At 71.6% G+C, this 19,181-nt stretch carries 15 protein-coding genes; 7 read left to right on the top strand and 8 right to left on the bottom strand.

Annotated elements, in window-relative coordinates; genetic code table 11:
• Positions 1-76: 76 nt before the first annotated feature.
• From ABZU74_RS15985 to ABZU74_RS15975, 3 genes are read right to left on the bottom strand one after another with little or no spacing between them, the layout of a single operon-like run.
• Positions 77-841 carry a succinate dehydrogenase/fumarate reductase iron-sulfur subunit gene (locus ABZU74_RS15985; RefSeq protein ID WP_355423698.1) on the bottom strand — a complete coding sequence of 255 codons (765 nt, stop codon included), beginning with the start codon at positions 839-841 and terminating at the stop codon, positions 77-79.
• Positions 838-2,775, bottom strand: coding sequence for a fumarate reductase/succinate dehydrogenase flavoprotein subunit (locus tag ABZU74_RS15980; protein WP_355423696.1), 1,938 nt, complete (start codon positions 2,773-2,775; stop codon positions 838-840). The genes ABZU74_RS15985 and ABZU74_RS15980 overlap by 4 nt, the downstream gene beginning before the upstream one ends.
• Before the next feature lies 1 nt (position 2,776).
• The gene (locus ABZU74_RS15975) at positions 2,777-3,508 is read right to left on the bottom strand and encodes a succinate dehydrogenase cytochrome b subunit (protein WP_355423693.1); all 732 of its coding nucleotides are present in this window, start codon (positions 3,506-3,508) and stop codon (positions 2,777-2,779) included.
• A gap of 35 nt (positions 3,509-3,543) precedes the next feature.
• Here ABZU74_RS15975 and ABZU74_RS15970 point away from each other — a divergent pair, with 35 nt between their 5' ends.
• Positions 3,544-4,476, top strand: a complete 933-nt coding sequence (locus ABZU74_RS15970) for a LysR family transcriptional regulator (protein WP_355423690.1) — start codon at positions 3,544-3,546, stop codon at positions 4,474-4,476.
• 52 nt (positions 4,477-4,528) lie between these two features.
• Here the strand turns inward: ABZU74_RS15970 and hrpA are convergent, their stop codons facing one another.
• Complete coding sequence (gene hrpA, locus ABZU74_RS15965; RefSeq protein WP_355423687.1) at positions 4,529-8,599, bottom strand: ATP-dependent RNA helicase HrpA; 4,071 nt, start codon at positions 8,597-8,599, stop codon at positions 4,529-4,531.
• 143 nt (positions 8,600-8,742) lie between these two features.
• Between hrpA and ABZU74_RS15960 the strand changes: the two genes are divergently transcribed.
• Positions 8,743-9,135, top strand: coding sequence for a cytidine deaminase (locus ABZU74_RS15960; RefSeq protein WP_355423685.1), 393 nt, complete (start codon positions 8,743-8,745; stop codon positions 9,133-9,135).
• Between the two features lie 4 nt (positions 9,136-9,139).
• Here the strand turns inward: ABZU74_RS15960 and ABZU74_RS15955 are convergent, their stop codons facing one another.
• Complete coding sequence (locus tag ABZU74_RS15955; RefSeq protein ID WP_355423682.1) at positions 9,140-9,499, bottom strand: YciI family protein; 360 nt, start codon at positions 9,497-9,499, stop codon at positions 9,140-9,142.
• A gap of 120 nt (positions 9,500-9,619) precedes the next feature.
• Between ABZU74_RS15955 and ABZU74_RS15950 the strand changes: the two genes are divergently transcribed.
• The 5 genes from ABZU74_RS15950 to ABZU74_RS15930 are packed head-to-tail and all read left to right on the top strand — an operon-like array spanning position 9,620 to position 15,714.
• Complete coding sequence (locus ABZU74_RS15950; protein ID WP_355423679.1) at positions 9,620-11,578, top strand: multicopper oxidase domain-containing protein; 1,959 nt, start codon at positions 9,620-9,622, stop codon at positions 11,576-11,578.
• A gap of 60 nt (positions 11,579-11,638) precedes the next feature.
• A complete protein-coding gene (locus ABZU74_RS15945) occupies positions 11,639-12,685 on the top strand; it encodes an iron ABC transporter permease (protein WP_355423676.1) in 1,047 nt (348 codons plus the stop codon).
• Positions 12,682-13,845, top strand: a complete 1,164-nt coding sequence (locus ABZU74_RS15940) for an iron ABC transporter permease (protein ID WP_355423674.1) — start codon at positions 12,682-12,684, stop codon at positions 13,843-13,845. The genes ABZU74_RS15945 and ABZU74_RS15940 overlap by 4 nt, the downstream gene beginning before the upstream one ends.
• A gap of 19 nt (positions 13,846-13,864) precedes the next feature.
• Positions 13,865-14,767: an ABC transporter ATP-binding protein gene (locus ABZU74_RS15935; RefSeq protein WP_355423671.1), complete on the top strand. Its 903-nt coding sequence runs from the start codon at positions 13,865-13,867 to the stop codon at positions 14,765-14,767.
• The gene (locus tag ABZU74_RS15930) at positions 14,767-15,714 is read left to right on the top strand and encodes an iron-siderophore ABC transporter substrate-binding protein (RefSeq protein WP_355423669.1); all 948 of its coding nucleotides are present in this window, start codon (positions 14,767-14,769) and stop codon (positions 15,712-15,714) included. Before ABZU74_RS15935 ends, ABZU74_RS15930 begins: the two co-directional genes overlap by 1 nt.
• A gap of 154 nt (positions 15,715-15,868) precedes the next feature.
• On the opposite strand, the gene ABZU74_RS15925 is transcribed toward ABZU74_RS15930, so the two are convergent.
• The 3 genes from ABZU74_RS15925 to ABZU74_RS15915 form a co-directional block, all read right to left on the bottom strand.
• A complete protein-coding gene (locus tag ABZU74_RS15925) occupies positions 15,869-16,774 on the bottom strand; it encodes a hypothetical protein (RefSeq protein WP_355423666.1) in 906 nt (301 codons plus the stop codon).
• 198 nt (positions 16,775-16,972) lie between these two features.
• Positions 16,973-17,617, bottom strand: a complete 645-nt coding sequence (locus ABZU74_RS15920) for a hypothetical protein (protein ID WP_355423663.1) — start codon at positions 17,615-17,617, stop codon at positions 16,973-16,975.
• Positions 17,618-17,863: 246 nt separating this feature from the next.
• A complete protein-coding gene (locus tag ABZU74_RS15915; protein WP_355423660.1) occupies positions 17,864-19,087 on the bottom strand; it encodes an MFS transporter in 1,224 nt (407 codons plus the stop codon).
• Positions 19,088-19,181 lie beyond the last annotated feature (94 nt).

Below are 19,181 nucleotides of genomic sequence, written 5' to 3'. Positions count from 1 at the left end.
TGCAACGCCAGACCGCCGAACGACAGACCGCCGTGCCCAGGAAGGGACACGGCGGTCTGTCGTGGTGCGGTGAACGTCAGGAACCGGGGGTGTTGTTGGCTCCCTTGGCCGTGGCGGTGAGGTAGTCGCGGTTGAGCCGGCCGATGGTGTTCAGCGGGATGCCCTTCGGGCACGCCGGGGTGCATTCGCCGGCGTTGGTGCAGCCGCCGAAGCCGGCCTCGTCGTGCGCGTCGACCATGCCGATCACCCGGGTGTAGCGCTCCGGCTGGCCCTGCGGCAGCAGCGAGAGCTGGGTGAGCTTGGCGGCGGTGAAGAGCATGCCGGAGCCGTTCGGGCAGGCCGCCACGCAGGCGCCGCAGCCGATGCAGGCCGCCGACTCGAAGGCGGCGTCGGCGTTGGCCTTGGCCACCGGGGTGGAGTGGGCTTCCGGCGCGCTGCCGGTCGGCGCGGTGACGTAGCCGCCAGCCGCGATGATCTTGTCGAAGGCGCTCCGGTTGACGACCAGGTCCTTGACGACCGGGAAGGCGCTGGCCCGCCACGGCTCGATGTCGATCGTCTCGCCGTCGGAGAACTGCCGCATGTGCAGCTGGCACGCGGTGGTGCCGCGCTGCGGCCCGTGCGCGTCCCCGTTGATCATCAGGCCGCACATGCCGCAGATGCCCTCGCGGCAGTCGTGGTCGAACGCCACCGGGTCCTCGCCCGCGAGGATCAGCCGCTCGTTGAGCACGTCGAGCATCTCCAGGAACGACATGTCCGGGGACACGTCGTCGACCGGGTAGGTCACCATCCGACCCTTGTCCTCAGGGCCCTTCTGGCGCCAGATGCGCAGGGTCAGGTTCACTTGTAGCTCCGCTGCGTGGGGTGGACGTATTCGAACTTCAGGTCTTCCTTGTGCAGCACCGAGGGCTCGCCGTCGGCGGTGAACTCCCAGGCCGCCACGTACGCGAACCGGTCGTCGTCGCGCTGCGCCTCACCGTCGGAGGTCTGGTGCTCGGCCCGGAAGTGGCCGCCGCAGGACTCCTCACGGTGCAGGGCGTCGATGCACATCAGCTCGGCCAGTTCGAAGAAGTCGGCCACCCGGCCGGCCTTCTCCAGCGACTGGTTGAGTTCCTCGCCGGTGCCGGACACCTTGACCCGCTGCCAGAACTGCTCGCGCAGGGCGCGGATCTCGTCGATCGCCTTGCGCAGCCCGGCCTCGCTGCGCTCCATGCCGCAGTGCTCCCACATGATCTGGCCCAGCTCCCGGTGGAACGAGTCCACGGTCCGGTCGCCGTTCACCGCGAGCAGCCGCTGGACGCGGTCCTCGACGTCGGTGCGCGCCTCGACCGCCGCCGGGTGGCTGGCGTCGACCTTCTCCAGCGGACCGGAGGCCAGGTAGTTGGCGATGGTGGTGGGCAGCACGAAGTAGCCGTCGGCGAGGCCCTGCATCAGCGCCGAGGCGCCGAGCCGGTTCGCGCCGTGGTCGGAGAAGTTCGCCTCACCGATCACGAACAGGCCGGGGATGTTCGACTGGAGGTCGTAGTCGACCCACAGGCCACCCATCGTGTAGTGCACGGCGGGGTAGATGCGCATCGGCACCTCGTACGGGTCCTCGCCGGTGATCCGCTCGTACATCTCGAAGAGGTTGCCGTACTTGGCCTCGATGGCCTTGCGGCCCAGCCGGCCGATCGCGTCGGCGAAGTCGAGGTAGACGCCGAGCTTGGTCGGCCCGACGCCCCGGCCCTCGTCGCACACGTTCTTCGCGGCGCGGGAGGCGATGTCGCGGGGGACCAGGTTGCCGAAGGAGGGGTAGATCCGCTCCAGGTAGTAGTCCCGCTCGTCCTCCGGGATGTCCTTCGGGCTGCGGTCGTCACCCTTGGTCTTCGGCACCCAGACCCGGCCGTCGTTGCGCAGCGACTCGCTCATCAGGGTCAGCTTCGACTGGTGGTCACCGGAGACTGGGATGCAGGTCGGGTGGATCTGCGTGTAGCACGGGTTGGCGAAGTACGCGCCCTTGCGGTGCGCGCGCCAGGTGGCGGTGACGTTGCAGCCCTTGGCGTTGGTGGAGAGGTAGAAGACGTTGCCGTAGCCGCCGGAGGCGAGCACCACGGCGTCGGCCATCTCGGTGCTGATCTCGCCGGTGACCAGGTCCCGGACCACGATGCCCCGGGCCTTGCCGTCCACCAGGACCAGCTCCAGCATCTCGTGCCGGGCGTTCATCTCCACGTTGCCCAGGCCGATCTGCCGCTCCAGGGCCTGGTACGCGCCGAGCAGCAGCTGCTGGCCCGTCTGGCCCCGGGCGTAGAAGGTGCGCTGCACCTGGGCGCCACCGAAGGAGCGGGTGTCCAGCAGGCCGCCGTACTCGCGGGCGAACGGCACGCCCTGGGCGACGCACTGGTCGATGATGTTGACCGACACCTCGGCGAGCCGGTGCACGTTCGACTCGCGGGAGCGGAAGTCGCCACCCTTGACGGTGTCGTAGAAGAGCCGGTGCACGGAGTCGCCGTCGTTGCGGTAGTTCTTCGCCGCGTTGATGCCGCCCTGTGCCGCGATGGAGTGCGCCCGGCGTGGGCTGTCCTGGTAGCAGTAGGACTTGACGTGGTAGCCCTGCTCGGCCAGGGTCGCCGCGGCGGAGCCGCCGGCCAGGCCGGTGCCGACCACGATCACCGTCATCTTGCGACGGTTGGCGGGGTTGACCAGCTTGGCCTCGAAGCGCCGGGTCTCCCAACGCTTCTCGACCGGGCCGGCGGGAGCCTTGGTGTCGGCGATCGGGTCGCCCTCGGTGAAGAGTTCCATGTCAGGACACCAATCCGGTGAGTACGGCGAACGGGACCATCAGGTACCCGGCGCAGAGCAGCACGGCGAAGATCAGAGCCGCGGTACGCGCCCTCCGCTCGCCGCGCGGCGTCTGCTGGCCGAGGCTGCGGAACGCGCTGAACGCGCCGTGGCGCAGGTGGAAGCCCACCGCGAGGATGGCCAGCGTGTAGAAGAGCGTGACGTACCAGCGCTCCGGGGCGAAGTCGGCGACGACGTTGCCGTACGGCTTGCTCTCGTTGCCGACCGGGTTCAGCGTCCCCGTGGTCAGGTCCAGCAGGTGGTAGATCACGAAGAGCAGGATGATCACGCCACCCCAGCGCATCGTGCGGGCCGCGTAGCTGCCGTTGACCTTCTTGCGGTGGGCGTACTTGACCGGTCGGGCGGCGCGGGCCCGCCGGGCCAGCACCGTGGCGGCCACGATGTGGGCGACGACCGCCACCACCAGCACGGTGCGCAGGATCCACAGGAACCAGACGCCGGGCAGCAGTGGCTTACCGATGTCGCGCAGCCAGTGCGCGTAGTGGTCGAACGAGGTTTCCCCCGTGAACACCTTCAGGTTGCCGAGCATGTGGGCGATGAGGAACAGCGCCAGCAGGATGCCCGTCACCGCCATGACGGCCTTGAGGCCGACGTTCGAGCGGATGGGCGACCGAGTTTTCGTGATTACCACAGGACCGACGCTAGGAGCACTTCGATCAGTCGTCCAATGCATCAAACTCGCAGTGTTGATAGCCGTAGGCTATTTAGATGCAGCTCCATCAGCTCCGGTACTTCGTCGCGGTGGCCGAAGTACGACATTTCACCCAAGCCGCCGACATCGTGGGCATCACCCAGCCTTCTCTCAGTAAGCAAATTCACGCGCTGGAGGCCGACCTCGGGGCACCGCTGTTCGAACGGGTAAGGGGCAACATCGCGCTCACCGCGGCGGGCGAGGTGCTGCTGCCGTTGGCCACCCGGATCCTCGCCGACGTGGAGACCGCGACCCGGGAGGTCCAGGAGTTGGTCGGGCTGCGCCGGGGCCGGGTCCGGCTCGGGGCCACCCCCAGCCTGGCCACCTCGCTCGCCCCGCCGGTGCTGCGCCGGTTCCGCGACGCGCACCCCACCATCGACCTGCGCGTCGAGGAGGGCGGTTCCCAGGACCTGGTGCGTGACCTGCTCCGCGGCGACCTCGACCTGGCCCTGATCATCATGCCGGCGCAGGGGGCGGACCCGGGGCTGCGGGTCGACCCGATCCTGCGGGAGAGCCTGGTGGTGGCCTCGGTGGGGGAGGTGGCGACCGCGTCGGCGACCGGGGAGCTGCGCATCACCGACCTGCGGGACCAGCCGATGGTGATGTTCCGGGAGGGGTACGACCTGCGTGACGCGACCATCCAGGCGTGCCGGGAGGCGGGCTTCGAACCGACCTTCGCGGTGGACGGCGGCGAGATGGACGCGGTGCTCAGCTTCGTCGAGGCGGGGCTCGGCATCGCGCTCGTGCCCGGCATCGTGCTGGCTCGCCGGCCGGGGGTGCGGATCACCCCCCTCGCCCCGCCCGGGGTGCGGCGGACCATCGCGGTGGCCCGCCGACGCGACGTCGTACCCACCCACGCCGGTCGGGAGCTTCGGCGCATCCTGCTCGACTACATCCAGTCGGCGATCGACCTCGGCGAACTGCCCCCCGGCGTCGAGCCACTGACCTGACCCGGCCGGGGCCGCTGCCGCGAAGCGGCCGGCAGCGGCCCGTCCGCCGGGCTCAGCGGCCCTCGGCGTCGTCCATCGCGCGGTAGATCCGCTGCTCCGAGACGGGGTACGGGGTGCCCAACGCCTGGGCGAAGACGTTCACCCGCAGCTCCTCGATCATCCAACGGATCTGCCGGACGGCCGTCTCCTGCCGGCGAGCCGGCGCCAGGTTGGCGAGCAGGTCGGCGTACTCCTTCTGCACCACAGCGATCCGGTCCTGCTGCTGACGGTCCCGCTGCGGGTTGCCGCCCAACCGGTCCAGGCGACGCTCGATGGCGGTGAGGTAGCGCAGCAGGTCGGGCAGCCGCGCGTAGCCGGTCTCGGTGATGAAACCGGCGTGCACCAGCCCGGCGAGCTGGCTGCGGATGTCGGCCAACGCCGCCACCACGGCCAGGTTGCGGGTCGCGCCGAGCCGCTGCTCCACGGCGTACGCGGCGGCGAGGACCTTGCGGACCCGGTCCATCACCTCGACCACTGTGTCGACCAGGTCGGCGCGGACCTTCTCGCGCAGGGCCGCGAAACCGTCGGCGTCCCACGCCGGCCCGCCCGCCACACCGATCAGGCGGTCGATGGCCGCGCCAGCCGCGTCCTCGATCAGCTCCTGCACGCCGCCGTGCGGGTTGCGGCTCAACGCCAGCTTCGCCTCGTTGTCCAGCCGCCCCTGCAGAAACCGCGCCGGGGAGGACACGGTGAGCCGCAGCAGCCGGCGGGTGCCGGCCCAGTGCGCCGCCTCGGCCTCGGCGGGGGAGTCGAACACCTTCACCCCGACCGTGGCGCCCTCGTCGACGAGCGCCGGGTACGCGGTCACCGCGTAACCGGCGCGGACCTGCTCGATGGTCCGGGGCAGGGTGCCGAAGCTCCACTCGCGCAGCCCGGTGCGGGCCACCTCCGGCGCGGCGGCCGCCACCACCTGGCGGACCTCCTGGCGGAGCTGGCGTTGCAGGGCCGGCAGGTCCTTGCCCTCGGCGACCGGCTTCTCGTCGTCGCCGAGGACCCGGAAGGTCACCCGCAGGTGTGCCGGGAGCTTGCCCGGCTCCCAGGCGTCGCGGGGCACTGTCACCCCGGTCATCCGGCGCAGCTGTCGGGTGAGCGCGTCCAGCAGCGACTCCTCGCCGGGCGTGATCGCCGCCAGAGCGGCCCGCGCGTAGTCCGGCACCGGGACGAAGTTGCGGCGGATCGCCTTGGGCAGCGAGCGGATCAGCGCGATCACCGTCTCCTCGCGCAGCCCCGGCACCTGCCAGTCGAAGCTCTCCGCCGGCACCTGGTTGAGCAGCGGCAACGGGATGTCCACCGTGACGCCGTCGTCCGGCGTGCCCGGCTCGAACCGGTAGGTCAGCGGCAGGCTCACCCCGTCGGCCCGCCACTCGTCCGGGTAGTCGTCCTCGTCCACCCCCGGTCGGCCGTCATTGACCAGCAGGTCGCGGGTGAAGGTGAGCAGGTCGGGTTGCTCGCGGCGGGTCTTCTTCCACCAGCTGTCGAAGTGCCGGCCGGAGGACACGTCGGCCGGGATCCGCTGGTCGTAGAAGCCGAAGATGGTCTCGTCGTCGACCAGGATGTCCCGGCGGCGGGCCCGGCTCTCCAACTCCTCGATCTCGGCGAGCAGCCGCTTGTTGTCCGCCCAGAACTGGTGGTGGGTCTGCCAGTCGCCCTCGACGAGGGCGTGCCGGATGAACAGCTCCCGGCTCAGCGTCGGGTCGATCCGGCCGAAGTTGACCTTGCGAGAGCTGACCAGCGGGACGCCGTACAGGGTGACCTTCTCGTAGGCCATCACCGCGGCCTGCTTCTTCTCCCAGTGCGGTTCGCTGTAGCTGCGCTTGACCAGGTGCTGCGCCAGCGGTTCGACCCACTCCGGCTCGACCCGGCCGGCGATGCGCCCCCACAGCCGGGAGGTCTCCACCAGCTCGGCGGCCATCACCCAGCGCGGCGGCTTCTTGAACAACGCCGACCCGGGGAAGAGCCCGAACTTCGCGCCCCGCGCCCCCAGGTACTCGTGTTTCTGGGCGTCCTTGAGGCCGATGTGTGACAGCAGGCCGGGCAACAGCGACTGGTGCACCTTCGGGGTGTCGATCTCCTCCGGCAGGTCCGTGCCACCCCGGCGGCCCCGGCCGGCGTCCGCGTCGTCCGAGGTGTCACGCGCCGCCCGCCCACCCCGCCGGTCGCCCTCGGCCGGGGTACGCAGCACCTGCCGCAGTTGGCTGACGATGTCCTGCCACTCGCGGATCCGCAGGTAGTTCAGGTACTCCGCCTTGCACATCCGGCGGAACGCGCTGGAGGAGAGCTCCCGCTGCTGCTCGCGCAGGTAGCGCCACAGGTTGAGGTAGGCGACGAAGTCCGACTCCTTGTCGGCGAACCGGGCGTGCGCCTGGTCCGCCTGGGCCTGCTTCTCCGCCGGCCGCTCCCGTGGGTCCTGGATGGAGAGCGCGGCGGCGATCACCAGCACCTCGGTGGCGCAGCCGTTGCGTTCGCCCTCGACCACCATCCGGGCCAGCCGCGGGTCGACGGGCAACTGGGCCAGCCGCCGGCCGAGCGCGGTGAGCCGTTTCGCCGGGTCGGCCTCGGTCGGATCCAACGCGCCCAGCTCGTGCAGCAGGTTCACGCCGTCGGTGATGTTGCGCTTGTCCGGTGGGTCGATGAACGGGAACGCGGCGAGGTCGCCGAGCCCGATCGCTGTCATCTGGAGGATCACCGACGCCAGGTTGGTCCGCAGGATCTCCGGGTCGGTGAACTCGGGCCGGGAGAGGAAGTCCTGCTCGTCGTAGAGGCGGATGCAGATGCCGTCGGACGTACGGCCGCAGCGCCCCTTGCGCTGGTTGGCCGAGGCCTGGGAGACCGGCTCGATCGGCAGCCGCTGCACCTTGAGCCGACTGGAGTAGCGGGAGATGCGGGCGGTGCCCGGGTCCACCACGTACTTGATCCCGGGCACTGTCAGCGAGGTCTCCGCGACGTTCGTGGCGAGCACCACCCGGCGCGAGGTGTGCGCGGCGAAGACCCGGTGCTGCTCGGCCGAGGACAGCCGCGCGTACAGCGGCAGGATCTCGGTGCCGAGTAGCGAGCGCTTCTTCTGCACCAGCTTGCCCAGCGCGTCGGCGGTGTCCCGGATCTCCCGCTCGCCGCTGAGGAAGACCAGGATGTCGCCGGGGCCCTCGGCGGCCAGCTCCTCGACGGCGTCGCCGATCGCCTGGATCTGGTCGCGGACGTTCTCCTCGTCGCCGTCGCCGTCGCCGTCCTCCTCGCCCTCGGCCAGCTCGACGAGGGGTCGGTAGCGCACCTCCACCGGGTAGGTGCGCCCGGACACCTCGACCACCGGCGCGGGCACGCCGTCGGGCTCGTCGGCCGTCGGTGGGCCGGCGAAGTGCCGGGCGAACCGGTCGGTCTCGATGGTCGCCGAGGTGATGATCACCTTGAGGTCGGGTCGTCGGGGCAGCAGCTCCCGCAGGTACCCGAGGATGAAGTCGATGTTGAGGCTGCGCTCGTGCGCCTCGTCGATGATCAGCGTGTCGTACTGGCGCAGCATCCGGTCGGTCTGCAACTCGGCCAGCAGGATGCCGTCGGTCATCAGCTTCACCAGGCTGCGCTCGCTGACCTGGTCGGTGAAGCGCACCTTGTAGCCGACCACGTCGCCCAGCTCGGTGCCCAGCTCGTCGGCGATCCGGTCGGCCACCGTGCGGGCGGCCAACCGTCGGGGCTGGGTGTGCCCGATCAGGCCGTGCACCCCACGCCCCAGCTCCAGGCAGATCTTGGGGATCTGGGTGGTCTTGCCGGAGCCGGTCTCGCCCGCCACGATCACCACCTGGTGATCGCGGATGGCGTTGGCGATGTCGTCCTTGCGCTCACTGACCGGCAGACCCACCGGGTACGTGATCACCGGCACCGCCGCCTGACGGGCGGCGAGCCGCTGCTCGGCCCGGACCAGGTCGGCGGTGATCTCGGTCAGCGCCGCCTCCCGACGCTGCGGATCGCGCAGCTTGCGGGCACCGTCCAGCCGCCGCTGGAGCCGGCGCTGGTCGCGGAACATCAGAGGTGTGAGGCGGCGGTGCAGCTCGCGAACGGGGTCGGACGCGACGGAGGCGGTTGGATTCTGCATGTCGTGCCCAAGGATAGGCAGCCCGGCGGCGCACCGCCCCTGGGTTACCGAGCGGCCGGCTCTCCGACGGCCACCTCCGGTCCCTCGACGGCCACGACCTGGCCCTAGAGTTGGCGGCCGACGTCGAGCGCTGGGGGAGCCGGATGGAGATGCGCGACACCGACCGCGCGTTGGTGCAGGCGGCCACGGCGGTCTCCAAGCTGCGCTGCCGCAGCCAGCACCACACTGTCGCGTCGGCGGCCCGGACCGCGGACGGGCGGGTCTTCACCGGCGTGAACGTCCAGCACGCCACCGGGGGGGCCTGCGCCGAACTTGTCGTGATCGGCACGGCCGCCACCCAGGGCGTCACCGCGCTGGAGACGATCGTCACGGTCGCCGACCGTGGCCGCGAGGTCGTCGCGCCCTGTGACCGGTGCCGGCAGGTGCTGCGGGACTACTTCCCGCAACTGCGGGTGATCGTCGGCCCGATGGACGCCCTGCGGGTGGTCCCGCTCGGTGAGTTGTCGGCGGAGGCTGGCAGCGGCTCGGCCGGCTGACCAGTCAGTCCCCGGAGGCCGCCTCCAGCATCGACTGCGGCACCGGCACGCTCTCGAACCGCAGGTTGCCCTCGGGGAGCAACCACGTCGTGACCCGCGCGACCAGGCGACCGGCCCGCACGGCGGGGTCGTTGGCGAAGAGCGCGCGTGCCTCGTCCGGGGCGATGGACAGCACCACGAAGCCCCGCAGCTGCTCGTCGTCGGGGTGCAGGAACGGCCCGGCCGCGAGCACCAGCCCCTGCTGCACGAGGCCCGCCTGATGGGCCAGGTGCGCGTCCCGCAACCTGTCGATCGCGTCCTGCGGCAGCTGCGGCGGATCCGACGGTCGGGTCAGCAGGACGACCGTGTGCTGGTCGAATCGCATGCCCCCACCCTATGAGGTGAATGTGCCTCTTCCGGGTGTCATCGGCCATCTGTCCGCCCTGGGGTCGTCCGCGAAACTCATTCTCATATCGAGGGTTTCGGAGCGATCGGGAGGTGCGGCATGGTCACCAGACGTCGGCTGCTCGCGGCCGGTGCCACCGGCGGCGCGGCGGCGCTCGTCCCGGCGGGCTGGGCGGCATCGAGCCGGGCGCTCGCCGCGGCGGCGTCGTTGGACGCCCGTGACATCCCGAAGTACGTCACGCCGCTGCGGATCCCCCCGGCCATGCCGGCGGTGGCGACCGATGCCGAGCGCGACACGTACGAGATCGCGGTGCGACAGTTCCGCCAGCAGATCCTGCCGCCGTCGTGGCCGCGTACCACCGTGTGGGGTTACGGCTCCACCGCCCATCCCGGCAGCTTCGGCTACCCGGCGCGCACCATCATGGCGCGGGTGGGCCGCCCGGTACGGGTGACCTGGGTCAACCAGCTCGTCGACGACCGGGGCGACTACCTGCCGCACCTGCTGCCGGTGGACCCCACACTGCACTGGGCCAACCCGGCCGGTGGCATCGAGAACCGGGACCGTCATGGGCGGTGGGACGGCCGCCCGCAGGGGTACCGCGGGCCGGTGCCCCAGGTGGTGCATCTGCACGGTGCGCACAGCTCCCAGGAGAGCGATGGGCACTCCGAGGCGTGGTACCTGCCGGTGGCCCGCGACCTGCCGCCCGACTTCGCCGTGTCCGGCAGCGCGTACCGCGAGTTCCGGTCCCGGTTCGCCGAGCGCTCCGGCCTGCGCTGGGCGCCGGGCTCGGCAACCTTCGAGTACGCGAACGACCAGCGGCCGTGCACCCTCTGGTACCACGACCACGCGCTCGGGCTCACCCGGGAGAACGTCTACGCCGGGCCGGCCGGGTTCTACCTGCTCGGTGGTGGGGACGAGCTGTCGGAGGAAGCGCTGCCCGGCCCGGCGCCGACCCACGATGATCCGCCGAACGCCTCGTACCACGACATCCCGCTGATGATCCAGGACCGCAGCTTCACCGCCGACGGCGACCTGCAATACCCGAAGCGGTACTCCTCCAGCGGCGACGGGCCGCCGGTGTCGGTGCCCGGGTTCTCCGGCTCCACCATCGTTGTCAACGGCCGCACCTGGCCCACGCTGACCGTGCGGCGCCGGCGCTACCGGTTCCGGCTGCTCAACGGCTGCAACAGCCGCTTTCTGCTGCTCAGCGTGGCCACGAACCCCACCGCCCGGCCGGCCCGGCCGGTGCTGCCGGTCTGGCAGATCGGCAGCGACGGCGGCTTCCTGCCGGAGCCGGTGCCGCACGAACGCGTGTCACTCGGCCCGGCCCAGCGGGTCGACGCGATCGTCGACTTCACCGACGTTCCGGCCGGCACCGAGCTGTACCTCGTGAACGAAGGGCCGGACGGGATGTACGGCGGCGGTCGCCCCGGGGTGGACTTCCCGCCGGCCGACCCGCAGACCACCGGGCAGGTGCTGCGGTTCGTGGTCACCGACGCGGCCGGCGCTGACCCGAGCGTCCCACCGGAGCAGCTACGGCTGCCGTCACACCCTCGGCTCGGAGCGGCCCAACGGGTACGCCGGTTGTCGCTCAACGAGCGGAGGTCCGGCGGGTCGACGGTCATGCTTCTCGGCGTCCTCGACGAGCGTGGCCGGGGTCTGCCGTTGCGCTGGAGCGACCCGGTGACCGAGCAGCCCGTCCTTGGCGACACCGAGGTCTGGGAGGTGCGCAACTTCACCCGGCACGTGCACCCGGTCCACCTGCACCAGGTCCAGTTCGAGCTGCTCGGCCGGGGGCACTCGGGGAGGGCGCAGCCGGGCCCGGGGGAGCGGGGGCGGATGGACACGGTGCTCGCGTACCCGTGGGAGGTGACCCGGATCAAGGCGCACTTCGACCTGCCGGGTCGGTACGCCTGGCACTGCCACCTGCTGGAGCACGAGGACAACGAGATGATGCGCCCGCTGAACGTGCTGCCGCGCGGTGGCGCGGCGGCCGGGGACGGTGGCTCGTCGGGCGGGGCGGTCGACCCAGGGGCGGCATCGACAGACGCCGGTTAGGCCACTTTCTGCAGCTCGGCTAAGGTTAGGCGAACCTAAGCGTGAACGTGCAGGAGACTCGTGACGACCCTCGCCACCCGGCCTACCCCGGCCCGCAACCGGTCCGGCACCCGCACCGGCCGCCGGGTGGCCGTCACCGTCGCGGCCGCGCTGGTGCTGTTGCTCACCGTGCTGGCCAGCTTCGCGCTCGGCAGCCGACAACTCGGCGTCGACCAGGTCTGGCACGCGCTCGTCGCACCCGACGGCGGCGACGCCAGCACCATCGTCCGTGAGCTGCGGATGCCACGGACCGCGCTCGGCCTCGCGGTCGGGCTCGCGCTCGCCGTGGCGGGAGTGCTGTTCCAGGCGCTCACCCGCAACCCCCTCGCCGAGCCGCGCATCCTGGGCATCAGCGCGGGCGCGTCGTTCGGGGTGGTGCTCGCGATCTCCGTCTTCGGCGTCGGCACGCTCGCCGGGTACGTCTGGTTCGGCATCGCCGGAGCCCTGATCGCCGGGCTGCTGGTCTTCGCCATCGCCACCCGCGCCCGCGAGGGCGCCAGCCCGGTCACCCTCGCGCTGGTCGGCGCGGCGCTCGACGCCAGCCTGGCCTCCGGGGTGTACGCGCTGCTCAGCATCGACGCCCGCACCTTCGAGGAGTACCGCTTCTGGGTGGTCGGCGGGCTGGCCGGCCGGGACCTGTCGGTCGCCGCGCAGGTGCTGCCGTTCGTCCTCGCCGGGTTGGTGCTGGCTGCCCTGGCGGCCCGGGGGCTGGACGCGCTGGCCCTCGGCGACGATGTGGCCCGCGGTCTCGGCCACCGGATCGGCCTGGTCCGCCTCGGTGGTGGCCTCGCCGCCGTGTTGCTGACCGGCGCGGCGGTGGCCGCCGCCGGACCTGTCGCGTTCGTCGGGCTTGCCGTTCCGCACCTGGCGCGCGCCCTGGTCGGCGCGGACCACCGCTGGACCCTCGCCGTCTCCGCCCTGCTCGGGCCGGCGCTGCTGCTCGCCGCCGACATCGTCGGTCGGCTCGTCGCCCCGCCCGGCGAGATCCCGGCCGGGATCGTCACCGCGCTGATCGGCGCGCCACTGCTGGCCGTGCTGGTCCGCCGCGCCCGGGTGGTGACCGCGTGACCACCACCCACCGTCCCTCCGTCCCCGCCGACCCGTCCGGCCCGTCGGGCTCGGCCGGTCGCGCTGGCGCGACTCGCTCCGCTGGCTTGTCGGCCGTCGTGGCCTCCGGCTCGGCTGGTGCCGACGGTGCCCGCCTGCCCGGGCGGTCGCTGCTGCGGGTCGGCCCGGTCAGCCTGCTGATCCGCCGTCGCGCGGTGCTGGTGGCCGCCGCGCTGACAGTGCTGCTCCTGCTGGCCGTCGTGCTCAGCCTCTCGCTGGGCACCCCGTACGTCGCCCCGGCCGACGTGCTGCGCTCCCTCTCCGGTGCCGGCACGCCGTACGACCTCGTGGTTTTTGATCTTCGGCTGCCGCGGGTCGTGCTGGCTGCCGTGGCCGGCGCCGCCTTCGGCGTGGCCGGCACGCTGATCCAGAGCGTGGCCCGCAACCCGCTCGCCAGCCCGGACGTCATCGGCATCACCCAGGGCGCCGGCCTCGCCGCGACCGTGGCCCTGACCAGCGGAATGGCCGCGGTCCTGGTGGCGCCCACCGCCCTGGTGGGCGGCCTGCTCGCGGCAGTGTTGCTGTTCTCCCTCGGCGCCCGGCACGGGCTGGCCGCGCAGCGGTTCGTGCTCGCCGGGGTGGCGGTCGCGTTCGGCTTCCGGGCGCTCACCGAGGTGGTCATGCTCACCGCCGACCCGATCGACGGGCTGCGCGCGCAGATCTGGCTGATCGGCACCCTGGCCGGCAAGGGCTGGACCGAGGCCGCCTGGATCGCCGGCACCCTGCTGGTGCTGCTGCCGGTGCTGGCCTGGGCCGGCTGGGCGCTGAACAGCACCGCCCTGGACGACGACACCGCCCGGGGCGTCGGGCTGCGCCCGGTGGCCCGCCGGATCGGCCTCGCCGGCACCGGCGTGCTCGTCGCCGCCATGGTCACCGCCCAGGTCGGCGCCGTCGACTTCGTGGCGCTGGTCGCCCCGCAGGTGGCCCGTCGACTGGTACGCGCCGAACGACCACCGCTGGTCTGCGCGGCGCTGCTCGGCGCCCTCCTGCTGGTGCTGGCCGACCTGGCCGGCCGGCGGCTGTTCGCACCCACCCAACTACCCGCCGGTGTGCTGACCGCCGCGATCGGCGGCCCGTACCTGATCTTCCTGCTGCTGCGCGGCCGACGGCGGTCGTCGTGACGCCTCAAGGAGTCGTGTGATGCTCTCCACCCGCGACCTGGTCGCCGGCTACGACGAGCGGACGGTGCTCGACGGGCTCGACCTCGACCTGCCCACCGACGCGTTCACCGTGATCGTCGGGCCCAACGCGTGCGGCAAGTCGACCCTGCTGCGCACCATGGCCCGGCTGCTCACCCCACGGCGGGGCACGGTGCTGCTGGACGGCACCGCGATCCGCGACCTGCCGACCCGGGAGGTCGCCCGCCGCCTCGGGGTCCTGCCGCAGAGCCCGCTGGTGCCCGAGGGCGTCACGGTGGCGGACCTGGTCGGGCGCGGACGACAGCCCTACCAGCGGTGGTGGCGGCAGTGGTCGGCGGAGGACGGCGCCGCGGTGGACCAGGCGATGGCCCTCGCCGACGTCACCGACCTGGCCGACCGGCCGGTGGACAGCCTCTCCGGCGGTCAACGGCAACGGGTGTGGATCGCCATGACCCTCGCCCAGGACACCGACGCCCTGCTGCTGGACGAGCCGACCACCTTCCTCGACCTGGCCCACCAGGTGGAGGTGTTGGACCTCCTGCACCGGCTGCGCTCCGAGCGCGGCCGGACCGTGGTCGCCGTGCTGCACGACCTGAACCAGGCCGCCCGCTACGCCGACCACCTGGTCGCCATGCGCGCCGGCGCCGTGGTCGCCGCCGGACCGCCCCGGGAGATCCTCACCGCCGACCTGGTCCGCGACGTCTTCGGCCTGGCCTGCGTGGTAGTGCCCTGCCCGGTGACCGGCGCACCGCTGGTGGTCCCCGCGTACACCGGCGGCAACTCTCCGACTCCCGCTGCTGCGGAAGACCCCGATTCGTCGACGGCGTCCGTACCGGACGCCCGACCCGCCACCGGCGACGCGGCCAACCCGCTCGCCGGCTCGCACCCCTCGAAAGGACTCTGATGCGTCGTCTCGTCGCCGCTCTCGCCGCGGCCGTCGCCCTCGGTGCCGGCCTCACCGCCTGCGGTGAGAGCGACCCCGTCGCCGGCACCACCACCGGGGAGACCCGGGAGATCACCCACGCCATGGGCACCACCAAGGTTCCGGCCGAGCCCAAGCGCGTCGTCGTGCTCGACACCGACAAGATCGACACGGCGCTCTCGCTGGGCATCACGCCCGTCGGCGCGGCCACCGCCGGTGAGGCGAAGAGCTGGCCGACGTACTTCGGCGCGGACAAGCTCGCCGGCATCAAGGAGGTCGGGGTGCTCACCGAGCCCGACCTGGAGGCGATCAACGCACTGAAGCCGGACCTCATCCTCGGCAGCAAGTTCCGCCAGGAGAAGTTCTACGACGAACTGGCCGCCATCGCGCCGACCGTCTTCACCGACAAGGTGGGCATCACCTGGAAGGAGAACCTCCTCCTCGACGGCAAGGCACTCGGCCGCGAGCAGCAGGCCAAGGACCTGCTCGCCGCGTACGAGAAGCGGGCCAAGGACTTCGGCGCGACCCTCGGCGACGCCGCCAACCGCAAGGTCTCCATCGTGCGGTTCCTGCCCGGCAACATCCGGGTGTACGGCCCGGACTCGTTCTCCGGCATCGTCATCGGCGACACCGGACTGGGCCGCCCCGAGCGGCAGCTGCTCGCCAACAAAGAGGACAAGCGCTTCGACCTGGTCAGCCCCGAGCGGCTCAACGAGGTCGACGGTGACGTCATCTTCGTGACCGCGTACGGCGACAAGGCCGCCGCCGAGCAGACCAAGGTCGCCGGCGGGACGCTCTGGAAGGGCCTCGGCGCGGTCAAGGCCGGCAAGGCGTACCCCGTCTCCGACGAGGTCTGGATGACCGGCATCGGCGTCGGCGCCGCCAACAAGATCCTCGACGACCTGGCCAAGTACCTCCCCGCCAGCTGAGACGTCACCACCACACCCACCCGCGCACCCGGGCACCTCGCGCGCCCGGGCACCTCGCGCACCCCGCGCGCCGGTCATGATCGTGCTCGATCCATGAAGTAGTGGCCTCCCTCGACGGGGAGGCCACTACTTCCATGTTCGAGCGCGATCACTGTCATCGAGGAGCGGTGCCCGAGCGGGCCCGCAAGGCGGCCCGGACCTCGGCGAGGAACCCGTCGAAGTCCTCCCGGAGGCGTTTGGCGGTCAGGTGGAGCACGATCCAGTCGCCGCCGAGCAGTCGGTTGAGGCGTTGCCGGTCCCGATGGAACTGCTCGGGGTCGTCGTGCCATAGTCCGTCGTACTCCACCGCGACCTTGAACTGCGGCCAGGCCAGGTCCAACCGGGCCACGAACCGGCCCTGCTCGGCCACGACCCACTGCGTCTCCGGTTTCGGCAGGCCGGCGAGCACCAGCCGCACCCGGGTACGGGACTCCTGAGGGGACTCGGCGCCCGCGTCGGCCAGGTCGACCGCGCGTAGCAGCGACCGCCAGCCGCGTCGTCCGGCCCGGCTCAGCGCGTACTCGCGCAGGGCTGGCGCGGTCGTCAGCCGGCTCGCCAGCATGCCGTCGATGACGACCACCGCCTCGATCACGTCGAGCCAGCGGGCCAGGTCCCAACAGGTACGCGCCGGGCTGGTCACCCTGACCCCGGCCCGGTCCACGGTGTCGCCGGAGTCGATCTCCGCGTGGTGGACCCGGATGCCGGCGCTCGGGCCGATCCGGGTGGTGGCGGGAACGAGGACGTCGACCGGCTCGTCCGCGTTCGGCTGTGTGCAGCCGTAGAGGCCGGCGGCAGCACGCCCCGCGATGGCGGCACCGCGCGGGACCAACCAGCGCCCGATGGCGGCGCACCTGATGGTGTGGGTGACTGTGACCTGGGCATCGGCGTAGACGTCCCGGAAGAGCGGCCGCCACGCCGAGCTGCGGAGGTCATTGCGGGTTAGTAGGCCCCGCGAGACGGCGGTCGAGCCACGGAAGACCCGACCTCGCAACTGCGGCGGCCGACGAGGAGCTTTCGGCATGGCTTCAGGCTGGTCGAATCCCGTGGCGTCACGCTGCCCCTGTGGATAACTACCGTCAGCACACCGGCGTCAGCGTGTGCGGTTCTCCCCATGATCGCGCTCGAACATGGATGTAGTGGCCTCCCCGAGAAGCGGAGACCACTACATCCTGGATCGAGCGCGATCTTGCCGGGTGGGAGGGCTGAGGGTGGGGTTGGGTCAGGCGGCGGTGGACCAGATGGCGCGGAAGGCGGCGGCTTCGCCGGAGAGCCATCGTTCGATCTGCTCGGGCTTGGCGTCGCTGGGCATGCGGTGGGCCTGACCTCGGCGGACGTCGACCAGGACGGGCTCGGCGTGCGGGAGAACCGCGTCCATGTGTCGGGCCATCAGGTGCAGGGTGGCGAGAACCGACTCCTCACTCGGTGAGGCCTCGTCGAAGTGCAGGCGGACCGCTTCGGCGCGGCCGTCGGCGTGGCGTACCCCGAAATGGGGGTTGATCTTGACGGGCAGGTCGCCCAGCATGGCCAGGGCGTCGCGGGTCTGGGCGAGATCGACGGCGGCCGGCTCGCCGAGGGAGTGCAGCCAGGCCGTGGCGCCGGGGACGAGCGCCTGGTAGAGCGGGCGCCACCGTGGCTTGACGATGTCGGCCACCCCGGCCAGGTGGGTGCCGCCGGTGTGGAAGGCGATGTCGGCCTTGAGCGCTTTGACGAACTGGCCGTGCGGGTTGAAGCCGGATCGGCTGGCGCGCTGCTTGCGCAGCCCGCCGACGAAGGTCGCCTTGGTGGGGCCGGTGCGGTCGACGTAGCGGGTGAAACCGAGCAGTGTGGCGTAGGGGGTGAGCGGCGTGGAGGTGGGCGCGGTCACGGGCGTCCTCCCAGGTCAGGATCTCTATTAGTACATACATTCTAATCGACGGGTCTGACATTGCCCAGAGAAGTTGAGGGGTGGACCGCTGTCCCGTCCGCCGATAGGTGGCCAGTCCGATCGAGTTGGCCAGCGGCCCGGTCTCCGTCCGTTCGTAGGTGTCCAGCGGCACCGTCCCGGAGATGGGCGCGCTTGAGAGAAGACGAACAGGCGCGCATCGAACCGTGATCATGACTCTCGGCTGGATTACGGGCGGGACAGCTCGTCCTCGACGAATGTGGGCTTGGCCAGCTTGAACGCCGGGATGGCCGCCACGAGGGCGACGGCGAGCAGAAACAGCAGCGGAAGGGTCCACCCGCCGCTCACGTCGTGCAGCAGCCCGACGAGCAGCGGACCGAGCGCGCCGAGCGCGTACGCGACCCCCTGGGCAAAGCCGCTCAGCGCGACGGTGCCGCCGTGGGTTCGGGTGCGTACGTTGATGAGCACGAGGCTGACCGGGAACAGGATCGAACCCGAGCCGATAAGCAGCACCCAGAGCAGTGTGAGGGTCGTGGGCGCGAGCAGTAGGCCGAGATAGCCGAGCGCGAAGCTGGCGATACCGACGGCGATCAGCCGGCCGGCACCCTGCAGCCGCGTGACGAGCAGGGGCGCAACGAGCGCGATGGGCGCACTGATGATGCCGGTGACGGCGAGCAGCACACCAGCTTCGGTCGGCGTCGAGCCGGCGATGTCGCCGAGGATCTCGGGCAGCCACGCGAAGCACGCGTAGGTAAGGATCGTGCTGGTCGAGAACACGGCGGTGATCGATAACGCCGTGCGGGACCGCCACAGTCGCGTGACGAGGGTGGTGGGCGAGGACTCGACGGTGTCGGCATCCGAGAGTCGGCGGCGGCGCTCCCGCGCGATGGTGACGAGCCACGGAACGAGCGCGACCACCGGGCTCACCGCCCAGATGCCGAGCGAGAACCGCCACCCGACCTGCTCGGCGACCGGGGCGGCGACCGCGGCGGGCAGGGCCGTGCTCACGCCCAGGATGCAGACGTAGACGGCGGTCAGGAGCGCTACCCGGTCGGGGAAGTAGCGCCGCACGACCGGCGGCAGCAGCACATTTCCGATGCCCGTTCCGGCGAGCGCGACGACACTGCCGACGAGCAGCACCGCGTAGCCCGGGGCGGCCGCGCGCACGAGATGGCCGACGGTCATGAGCAGCAGCGCCAGCACGATGCCGCCGTCGAGGCCGATGCCGCGGGCGACGCGTGGCGCGACGAACCCCGATACCGCCAGCAGGATCGGTGGCAACGTGCCGAGCAGCCCGGCGCCGATGTTCGATATCGGGATGTCCGCCCGGATGTCGTCGAGGATCGGTGACATCACCGCAACCGTCTGGCGCAGGGTCAGCGCGACGAGCACGATGCCCAGCAGCGCGGCCGCGCGTCCCGCCCATAAGGTAAGGGGCCGCTCCGCTGTCATTCCCTTACTTTAGTGTTCCAGTCGGCATCGTGATCATCACGATCCGGTGAGCGCCTGGAAGGCGGAGTGGCTGTACAGTTCCGCGCCGCGGCGC

This window comes from Micromonospora sp. NPDC005171, from assembly GCF_040608575.1.
GTDB lineage: Bacteria > Actinomycetota > Actinomycetes > Mycobacteriales > Micromonosporaceae > Micromonospora.
This window is presented reverse-complemented; position numbering and strand designations above follow the sequence as displayed.

Excerpts from the sequence above, each read along its gene's own strand:
- hrpA (WP_355423687.1), bottom strand. The coding sequence starts at position 8,599 with ATGCAGAATCCAACCGCCTCCGTCGCGTCCGACCCCGTTCGCGAGCTG.
- ABZU74_RS15950 (WP_355423679.1), top strand. The coding sequence starts at position 9,620 with ATGGTCACCAGACGTCGGCTGCTCGCGGCCGGTGCCACCGGCGGCGCG.
- ABZU74_RS15915 (WP_355423660.1), bottom strand. The coding sequence starts at position 19,087 with ATGACAGCGGAGCGGCCCCTTACCTTATGGGCGGGACGCGCGGCCGCG.
- ABZU74_RS15930 (WP_355423669.1), top strand. The coding sequence starts at position 14,767 with ATGCGTCGTCTCGTCGCCGCTCTCGCCGCGGCCGTCGCCCTCGGTGCC.
- ABZU74_RS15960 (WP_355423685.1), top strand. The coding sequence starts at position 8,743 with ATGGAGATGCGCGACACCGACCGCGCGTTGGTGCAGGCGGCCACGGCG.
- ABZU74_RS15935 (WP_355423671.1), top strand. The coding sequence starts at position 13,865 with ATGCTCTCCACCCGCGACCTGGTCGCCGGCTACGACGAGCGGACGGTG.
- ABZU74_RS15970 (WP_355423690.1), top strand. The coding sequence starts at position 3,544 with ATGCAGCTCCATCAGCTCCGGTACTTCGTCGCGGTGGCCGAAGTACGA.
- ABZU74_RS15980 (WP_355423696.1), bottom strand. The coding sequence starts at position 2,775 with ATGGAACTCTTCACCGAGGGCGACCCGATCGCCGACACCAAGGCTCCC.
- ABZU74_RS15955 (WP_355423682.1), bottom strand. The coding sequence starts at position 9,499 with ATGCGATTCGACCAGCACACGGTCGTCCTGCTGACCCGACCGTCGGAT.
- ABZU74_RS15925 (WP_355423666.1), bottom strand. The coding sequence starts at position 16,774 with ATGCCGAAAGCTCCTCGTCGGCCGCCGCAGTTGCGAGGTCGGGTCTTC.
- ABZU74_RS15975 (WP_355423693.1), bottom strand. The coding sequence starts at position 3,508 with ATGCATTGGACGACTGATCGAAGTGCTCCTAGCGTCGGTCCTGTGGTA.